The organism is Caulobacter sp., from assembly GCF_035254145.1.
Classification (GTDB): Bacteria; Pseudomonadota; Alphaproteobacteria; order Caulobacterales; family Caulobacteraceae; genus Caulobacter.
This window is the reverse complement of the sequence record NZ_DATFAV010000219.1, coordinates 1-8,507: the sequence shown is the minus strand read 5'-3', so window position 1 is coordinate 8,507 and position 8,507 is coordinate 1. Positions and strand designations below refer to the sequence as shown.

Below are 8,507 nucleotides of genomic sequence, written 5' to 3'. Positions count from 1 at the left end.
ACCAGGGCGTCGGGAATGCCGATCTGGCGGCCGATGGCCGGCAGCACCGACAGCATGCCGTTATTCCCCAGGGCGGTCGCGACGGACACGCCGAAGAGGATGGCGAACGGGCCTCGGTTGGTCCGGGCTTCTTGAGTCTCCCCAGTCATCAAACAACCGTTAGACTGGGCCGGCGCCCCGCGCAACGTGTCGCAGGCGACGGCGCGACTCCGCAGCTTGGCGAGAACCTTGGATTAATGATTAAAACCGATGATGCCCCGTCATTCTCGGGGTCGGCTTAACATCCATGTTCCAGATCATCGGCATTGTCCTGCTCTTCGGCCTGGTGTTCGGCTCGTTCATGATGTCCGGCGGCAAGATGGACGTCATCATCGAGGCCGCCCCGCACGAGCTGATGTGCATCCTCGGCGCGGGCGTCGCTTCGTTCCTGATCTCGAACTCGATGACCGTGATCAAGGCCACGGGCGCCGGCTTCGGCAAGATCTTCAAGGGCCCCAAGTGGAAGCCCGCCGACTATCGCGACCTGTTGGCCCTGCTGTTCCAGCTGACCAAGACGATGAAGTCCAAGGGCGTCATCGCCCTGGAAAGCCACATCGAAAAGCCGCACGAGAGCAAGATTTTCGAACGCTATCCGAAGATCACTCACGACCACTTCGCCGTCGACTTCATCTGCGACACCCTGCGGATGATGACCATGAACCTGGAGGATCCCCACCAGGTCGAGGACGCGATGGAGAAGCAGCTCGAAAAGCACCATCACGAGGGCCTGGAGCCGGCGCACGCCCTGCAGAGCCTGGCCGACGCCCTGCCCGCCCTGGGCATCGTCGCGGCCGTGCTGGGCGTGATCAAGACCATGGGCTCGATCACCGAGCCGCCGGCGGTGCTGGGCGCCATGATCGGCGGCGCGCTGGTCGGCACGTTCCTCGGGGTGTTCCTGGCCTATGGCCTGGTCGGTCCCTTCGCCACCCGCCTGACCGCCGTCGTCAACGAGGACGGCGCCTTCTACAAGATCATCCAGTCGGTCCTGGTCGCGCACCTGCACGGCAACGCCGCCCAGATCTCGGTCGAGATCGGCCGCGGCAACGTGCCCAGCCCCGCCCAGCCCAGCTTCATGGAGCTGGAAGAGGCCCTGGCCCAGATCCCGAATGAATAATCCGACACGTTCGGGCTCGCGCGTTTGCGCGGGCCTTTGAACGAGGTATGCCTTCTGAGCAAGACGTCGAAGCGACGCGCTCCAGTCGGAAGGGAAACTTCATGAGCACCACCATCCTCCGCAAGCTCCTGATCGCGGGCGTCGCCGTGTCGGCCCTGTCGCTGGCCGCCTGCGGCAAGAAAGAAGCGGCCGAGGGCGACAGCGCCGCCGCCAAGGCCGCCGCCGCCGAAGCCGGCACCGTGAGCGCCGCGACCACGGCCCAGGACCAGGCCGCCGCCGACGCCAACAAGGACGCCGCCGCCGCCGCCAACGCTCCGGTCGATCCCGCCGACGCCGCCGCGACCGGCGCGACCTCGACCACCCCGGCCGACGCCTCGGCCGCCGCGGCCGCCGACGCCAAGCCGGAAGAGAAGAAGCCCGCGCACTAGGGGCGACGCTCCCCGTCTCCCTAGGCTTTATGCCTAGGGCCCAGCGTTCAGCCGGCGTTGCTTCCGGTGAAAGTGCGCTGAAGCCGGCGGGTTCATGGACAATCGCCGAGCCCGGCCCCACCCTGGGTCCCCGCCACAAGGGCGAGGAAGACGGCGTTGGGTGTTGGCGGACTGGGAACGCCAAAGGGCCGCCCTCCCCTCCGGAGCGCGGCCCTTTTTCGTTGACGCTCCACCCCGCCCGGCGCTCTAGCAGGCGCATGGATCCCACCGCCCCTTCCAGTCCGCTCGTCTGGCGCGAGGACGGCCTGCCGCAGTCCAGCCTGTATGGCGACGTCTATTTCTCCAGCGTCGATGGCCTGGCCGAGACCCGGGCGGTGTTCCTGCGAGGCTGCGGCCTGCCGGAGCGGTTCGGCGAACGCCGCGACATCGTGGTCGGCGAGCTGGGCTTCGGCTCGGGCCTGAACATCGCCGCCCTGCTGGACCTGTGGCGGCGCGAAAAGCCGCTTCATGGCCATTTGGGCGGTCGGCTCCACATCTTCTCGATCGAGGCCCACCCGCTGGAGCGCGACGAGGCCGCGCGGATTCTGGCCCACTGGCCCGAGCTGGGCGAGGCCGCCCAGGTGTTGCTGGACCACTGGCCCGACCGTGCGCGCGGTTTCCATCGCATCGATCTGCCGGGCTTCGACGCGGTGCTGGATCTGGCGGTCATGGATGTGGTCGAGGCGCTCGAGGCCTGGGACGGCGCGGCCGACGCCTGGTTCCTGGACGGCTTCTCCCCCGCGCTCAATCCAGCCATGTGGCGCGACGAGGTCCTGGCCGCCGTCGCGGCCCGCAGCGCGCCGGGCGCGCGGGCGGCGACCTTCACCGTGGCCGGCGCGGTGCGGCGAGGCCTGCAGGCGGCCGGCTTTACGATCGCCAAGCGCCCCGGCTTTGGCCGCAAGCGCGAGCGGCTGGAGGCGTGGCTGCCCGCTCGAGGCGATATCAACGAACAGGCGCTTGTCCCGCGTCCCGAGAGCCTGGCGATCATCGGCGCGGGGATCGCTGGCGCGGCCCTGGCGCGGGCGGCGCGGGCCGAGGGGCTTTCGGTGGTGGTGGTCGATGACCCCGCGGGCGTCGCCGCATCGGGCAATCCCACCGGTCTGGTCACCCCCGCTCTCGACGCCGGCGGCGGCCCGCGCGCGGCCCTCTACGCCCAAGCGCTGGCGCGAGCGACCGCGCTCTACGCCGCCACGTCCGACGCGGTGATCGCCCGCGAGGTGCTGCAGCTGGCCAGCGCCGAGCGCGACGCGGCCCGCTTCGCCGCCGTCGCCCGCCAGGACATGTTCCCGCCGGGCGCGATGACGCCCCTGGCGCCGGAGGAGACGCAAGCTCGCCTCGGCGCGGCCATCCCCGCCCTGGCCATGACCCCGGCCATGGTCGTCGCCCCGCCGACGATCCGCGCCGCCTGGACCGGCCCCATCGTCGCCGCGCGGGTCGACCGGATCGAGCGGGACGAGGGCGGCTGGCGGCTGCTGGACGCGGCCGGCGGCCTGATCGCCCGCGCCGACCGCGTGGCCCTGGCCGGAGGCGCGGCGAGCGTGGCCCTCGCCCCCGCCCTGCCCCTGCGGCCGGTGCGCGGCCAGGCCAGCTGGACCACCGGCGGCTCCACGGTCCCCGCGGCCTTCGGCGGCTACGCCATTCCGACCCGCGACGGCGTGTTGTTCGGCGCCACCCACGACCGCGACGACACCGCCGTCGACGTCCGGCCCGAGGATCATGTCCGCAACCTCGCCACCCTGGCCAAGCGCCTGCCCAGCCTGGCCAAACAGCTCGAGGGCGCGACCTTCGAGGGCCGCGCGGCCGTGCGCGCCACCGTCCCCGACCACCTGCCCCTGGCCGGCGCGCGCGCGGACGGCCTGCTGATCCTCGCGGGCCTGGGCTCGCGGGGACTTTGCCTGGCGCCGCTGCTGGCCGAGCACCTGGTGGCGGTGATGTTGGGAACGCCCTCGCCGTTGCCGCGCCAATTGTCGCACCTGGTCGACCCGGGCCGTTTCGACTCGCCCGGTCCGGCTATCGGCGTATAATCGAACACGGTTATCGGAACACGAGGCCGGGCCCCTTCTTGCCGGCCGCGTGACGGCGGTCCGCCGCCCTCTTGGCCCGCCGGATCGGACGCTCCCGACGCCCCATCGGGAGCGTCTTTTCGTCGACTCCCCTTTTCCATCCGACTTCCCTGGCGGTCGCCGGGAGATCGGGCTGAGCAAAGCCTAAAAAAAGGGGCCGGCCTCGCGGCCAGCCCCAGGTCCTTCCGATGAGGAAGCGTCTTAGAAGTTGATCGAGACCGTCGAACGGCGGTTCAGCGGTTCCTTGACGCCATCGCCAGTGGCGACGGCCGGAGCGCTTTCGCCCTTCCAGTCGACGGCCAGGGCCGTGGCGTTGACGCCCAGGCCCACCAGGCCATCGGCGACCGCCTTGGCGCGGCGTTCCGAGAGCTTCTGGTTGTACTTGTCCGAGCCCGAGGTGTCGGTGTGACCCGTCACCACGATCTTGGTCGCGCCGCCGCCCTTGGCGTATTCGGCGGCCTGCTGGACCACCGTCTGGGCTTCCGGCGTCAGCACGTACTGATCGAACGGGAAGTAGACCACGAACTCGCGCGCTTCATACGCCGGAGCGGCCGGAGGCGGCGGCGGGGGCGGAGGAGGCGGCGGGGGCGGAGGCGGCGGGGGCGGAGGCGGCGGGGGCGGCGGGGGCGGAGGCGGCGCGCCGAAGGTGTAGCGCAGGCCCAGGGTCACCGAGGTGTCCTTGTAGCGGCCCGAGAACGTGCCGACGTCGGTGATGCCGCCACCGGCCGGGCCGGCGTTCTGCGTCACCGAACCCCAGTCGAGCTTGCTGGTGCGCAGGTAGCGGCCGGTCAGGTCCAGCGACCAGTTGGTCGCGAAGTTCCAGCCCAGGCCGATGATGCCCTGCATGGCGAACGCCTGGTCGACGTCGTCGAAGCTGGTGTTCTGGTAGATGGCCGCGCCGGCCGGGACGCCCGACAGTTGGCCATAGACCTTGTTGTGGACCCAGGCCGTGCCGACGCCGGCGCCGATGAACGGGTTCAGGCTGGAGTTCGGCGCGAAGTCGTAAAGGACGTTGGCCATCAAGGTGGAGGCCTTGAACTTGCCGTCCGGTTCACCGCAGGTCGGCGAGCCGCTGGTGCGGCCAACGCCGGCCGTGCAGAGGCCGATCGGCTGGGCGCCGCCCGTGGTGCCCGTGCTGAAGCCGCCTTGGCCACGCACGCTCTTGATGTCGCTGGGGCGATAGCCGTATTCGGCTTCGACGCGCCAGTTCGGCGTGAACTTGTAGCCCAGTCGGCCGAACGCGGTCCAATCGTGGTCGCTGCCGAAGTTCCACTGGTAATTGTTGGTGGAGGTCGCCTTGACGTCGTCCGGCTCATGATAGCCGGCGTCGGCCGCGACGTACCATCCACTCGTCGCGCTTTGGGCCAAGGCGCCCGAGGCGGCGCTCAGCGCAACCGCCGCGACGCTGACCAGCAACCGCATTTTCATTGCTTTACCCTCTATGTTCGTATGTCGCGGGCCCGACACGTTCAGGCGAACCCAGCACGACAAACGCGCTAGCGCCGAATTCGGGTGTTGCCGATGAGCCACAGAATGAGGCGAATTGTGAAAATTGTGGCGACCGACGCCACGATCCTGCAGCGCTTAGCTTGGCCGGAAAACTGCGCGCGTTTGTCGCAAATAGCTGAGATTGCAGAGAAAATACCAAACGGCCATACTTCTCCCGTGGGGCGAGTGGAGTACGGCCGTGAGCGTTGAAGCCTTTCCTCTGGCGACGGATGATTTCGTCGCCATCACCCCCGTTTCGATCGCGGGCGGCGAAACTCCCAATGCGTTCGTCAACGCCGACTCCCGCACCGGCGTCGTGGCCGGCAAGACCAGTCTGACCGTGCAGGGGGCCGCCGTACAGCTGCTGCGCGGCGAGCCGGGATGGTCCAACCAGCTGCAGACCGCCGCGACGGTCAGCTACGCCTTCCGCGCCACCGCCCCGACGACCATGCCCAGCGACACCGCCGGGTTCTCGACCTTCAGCGCCGCCCAGATCGTCCAGACCGAAAAGGCCCTGGCCGCCTGGTCCGACGTCGCCAACATCACCTTCGTCCGTGTGGGCGCGGGAACCACGGGCGCGGGCGCCTACAGCGACAACGCCGCGATCCTGCTGGGCAATTACAGCTCCGGCGAGTCCGGCGCGGCGGCCTTCGCCTACTATCCGGGCGTCTACGCGATCACCGACCGGTCCGGCGACGTCTGGATCAATTCCACCCTGAGCTACAACGCCAATCCGACAGGTTCGAACTACGGCGGCATGGTGCTGGTCCACGAGCTGGGCCACGCGATCGGCCTGGCCCATCCGGGCGACTACGACGCCGACAGCAACACCACCCTGACCTACGCGGCCAACGCCGCCTATTACGAGGACAGCCGCCAGTACACGGTGATGTCCTATTTCGGCGAGAGCAACACCGGCGCCGCGTTCGGCGGGGTCTACGCCTCGGTCCCGCTGCTGGACGACATCGCCGCGGCCCAGCTGGCCTACGGCGCCAACATGACGACTCGGACGGGCGACACCGTCTACGGCTTCAACTCGAACGCCGACCGCGACGGGTTCAGCGCGACGAGCTCGTCGACCAAGCTGGTGTTCGCCGTCTGGGACGCCGGCGGAACCGACACCTTCGACTTTTCCGGCTACAGGGTCGCCCAGACCATCGACCTGCGTCCGGGTTATTTCTCCAGCGTCGGCGGCCAGACCGGCAATGTCGCCATCGCCATGGGCGCGACAATCGAGAACGCCATCGGCGGGACCGCGGCCGACACCATCAATGGCAACGCCGCGGCCAACCGCCTGACCGGCGGCCAGGGGGCCGACATCCTGGATGGGGGCCTGGGATCGGACACGGCGGTCTTCGCGGGCAAGTTCTCGTCCTACGCGCTCAGCGCCCTGTCGGGCGGCGGCTGGTCGATCAAGGACAACGCCGGGACCGACGGGACCGATAGCCTCGTCAATATCGAGACCCTGGCCTTCTCGGATCGCACGGTCGCCATGGTCGACAGCCGGGTGGCCTCGGCCATGTCCAGCGTCCTGCGCCTGACCGCCTTCACCCCCGGGGCCGACACCCTGACCCAGAGCCTGGCCGCGGGCATGGCGGCGGGCGGAAGCTACGCCGACGCCATCACCCAGGTGATCAAGGCCGCGGACGCCACCAGCACCGTGGCGGTCATGTCCTATCAGTTCTTCACCGGCCACACGCCGACCGCCGTGGGCATGAACTTCCTGATCGCGCCGGACGGCCCGAACGGCAACAATCTCAACAGCGCCTACTATCAGTACTTCAATCTCGAGAACCGCTACATCAACTTCGCGGTCAACCTGGGCAAGGTCGGCGAGGGCGCGGCCGCCTTCGCCGCGGGCTATGGGGCGCTGAGCCTGAACGAGGCCACCCGCAAGGCCTACGCGGCCATCTTCGGCCTGACCCCGAGCGACGCCAAGCTGCACGAGCTGCTGGATGTGACCTTCACCCTGGGCGGGACGACCATGACCCGCGCCGACTACATGGCCTATTACGGCCAGGACGGCCTGAACGGCGTCGGGACCAAGGCCGCGGTCGTCGGCTGGCTGCTGGCCGAGGCCGCCAAGGCCGACGTCGGCGTCTACGCCAAGTCGGTGGCCGCGATGTTCGCCGACGAGCTGACCCACGACGTCTTCGGCGTCGACCTGATCGGCGTTTACGCCAAGCCGGAATACAATCTGACCTGACGGCGGCGATGAATCCTATTCCGGCCTGGCGCGTTCTTCAGGCCGGAGAACGCCCATGCCCGCCGAGACCCGCCGCTTCACCGTCCGCGCCCGCCACCTGCACGGCCATCACGCCCGCGCCGTGGACGAACCCACGGCCGAAGCCGCCGCGCTCGCCTTCCTGGAGGACTTCGGCCAGGACGCGGACGAGGATGAGACCGTCAGCCTGGTCGTCCGCGACGAGACCACGGGCCGCGAGCAATGCTTTCGGGTCGATTTGGCGACGGGCCAGACGGCGCCCTGCGGCTAGGACGGATCGGGTGGGGAGGGGACATTCAAAGAACCCTCTCTCATGGAGAGAGGGAGGGGCCCGCCGCGAAGCGGTGGGAGGGTGAGTGGGTAGGCGAAGCCTATGAATGATCTTGGCGCGGCCAGGGTTATGTGCCGGCGCGCCGGCCAAGGGTGTAACCACTCACCCTCCCAAGCTCCGCTTGGGCCCCTCCCTCTCTCTAAGAGAGAGGGATTTCACGCCAGTCCGCCATGGGTCGCGAGCGGTCATTGGCGCCCCTGCCTGAAGGACGAAGCCCTTTCGCGCGCTTCGGTTCCGACGCGAGGCTAGCCCCCTAAGCCTTGAAGAAGGCCAGCAGGTCGGCGTTGACGATGTCGGGGTGGGTTGAGGCCATGCCGTGGGGCAGACCCGGATAGGTCTTCAGCTTGCCCTTCTTCAGGAGCTTGATCCCCAGCAGGGCGCTGTCGGCGATCGGCACGATCTGGTCGTCCTCGCCGTGCATCAGGAAGACGGGGACGTCGACGGTCTTGAGGTCGTCGGTGAAGTCGGTTTCCGAGAAGGCCTTGATGCAGTCGTAGTGGGCCTTGGCGCCGCCTTCCATGCCCTGGCGCCACCAGTTGTCGATCAGGCCCTGGCTGACCTTGGCGCCCGGACGGTTGAAGCCGAAGAACGGCCCGGCCGGGACCTCCTTGTAGAACTGGGCGCGGTTGGCGGCCAGGGCGGCGCGGAAGCCGTCGAAGACCTCGATGGGCAGGCCGCCGGGGTTCTTGGCCGACTTGACCATGATCGGGGGCACCGCGCCGATCAGCACGACCTTGGCCACGCGGCCGGGCTTGGCGCGGGCGGCGTAGTGGATCGCCTC

Annotated in this window: 7 protein-coding genes and 1 pseudogene; 5 read left to right on the top strand and 3 right to left on the bottom strand. The window is 69.0% G+C overall.

Features of this window, described 5'->3' with window-relative positions; genetic code table 11:
* Positions 1-149: pseudogene (locus VJ655_RS13600) on the bottom strand (MFS transporter); the annotation flags it as partial.
* 137 nt (positions 150-286) lie between these two features.
* On the opposite strand from VJ655_RS13600, the gene motA reads away from it, so the two are divergent.
* The 3 genes from motA (at position 287) to mnmD (ending at position 3,644) form a co-directional block, all read left to right on the top strand.
* Positions 287-1,153 (top strand): flagellar motor stator protein MotA, encoded by an 867-nt coding sequence (gene motA / locus VJ655_RS13595; protein ID WP_324111916.1) that lies wholly within the window; start codon positions 287-289, stop codon positions 1,151-1,153.
* 101 nt (positions 1,154-1,254) lie between these two features.
* Positions 1,255-1,581: a hypothetical protein gene (locus VJ655_RS13590; RefSeq protein WP_324111914.1), complete on the top strand. Its 327-nt coding sequence runs from the start codon at positions 1,255-1,257 to the stop codon at positions 1,579-1,581.
* Between the two features lie 257 nt (positions 1,582-1,838).
* Positions 1,839-3,644 carry a tRNA (5-methylaminomethyl-2-thiouridine)(34)-methyltransferase MnmD gene (gene mnmD / locus VJ655_RS13585; RefSeq protein ID WP_324111912.1) on the top strand — a complete coding sequence of 602 codons (1,806 nt, stop codon included), beginning with the start codon at positions 1,839-1,841 and terminating at the stop codon, positions 3,642-3,644.
* Positions 3,645-3,884: 240 nt separating this feature from the next.
* Here the strand turns inward: mnmD and VJ655_RS13580 are convergent, their stop codons facing one another.
* Positions 3,885-5,111, bottom strand: a complete 1,227-nt coding sequence (locus VJ655_RS13580) for an OmpA family protein (RefSeq protein WP_324111910.1) — start codon at positions 5,109-5,111, stop codon at positions 3,885-3,887.
* A gap of 259 nt (positions 5,112-5,370) precedes the next feature.
* On the opposite strand from VJ655_RS13580, the gene VJ655_RS13575 reads away from it, so the two are divergent.
* Positions 5,371-7,377, top strand: a complete 2,007-nt coding sequence (locus tag VJ655_RS13575) for a M10 family metallopeptidase (protein ID WP_324111908.1) — start codon at positions 5,371-5,373, stop codon at positions 7,375-7,377.
* A gap of 55 nt (positions 7,378-7,432) precedes the next feature.
* A complete protein-coding gene (locus VJ655_RS13570) occupies positions 7,433-7,666 on the top strand; it encodes a DUF5961 family protein (RefSeq protein WP_324111906.1) in 234 nt (77 codons plus the stop codon).
* A gap of 313 nt (positions 7,667-7,979) precedes the next feature.
* Here the strand turns inward: VJ655_RS13570 and VJ655_RS13565 are convergent.
* A partial coding sequence (locus tag VJ655_RS13565; RefSeq protein WP_324111905.1) for an alpha/beta hydrolase occupies positions 7,980-8,507 on the bottom strand: 528 nt, incomplete at its 5' end.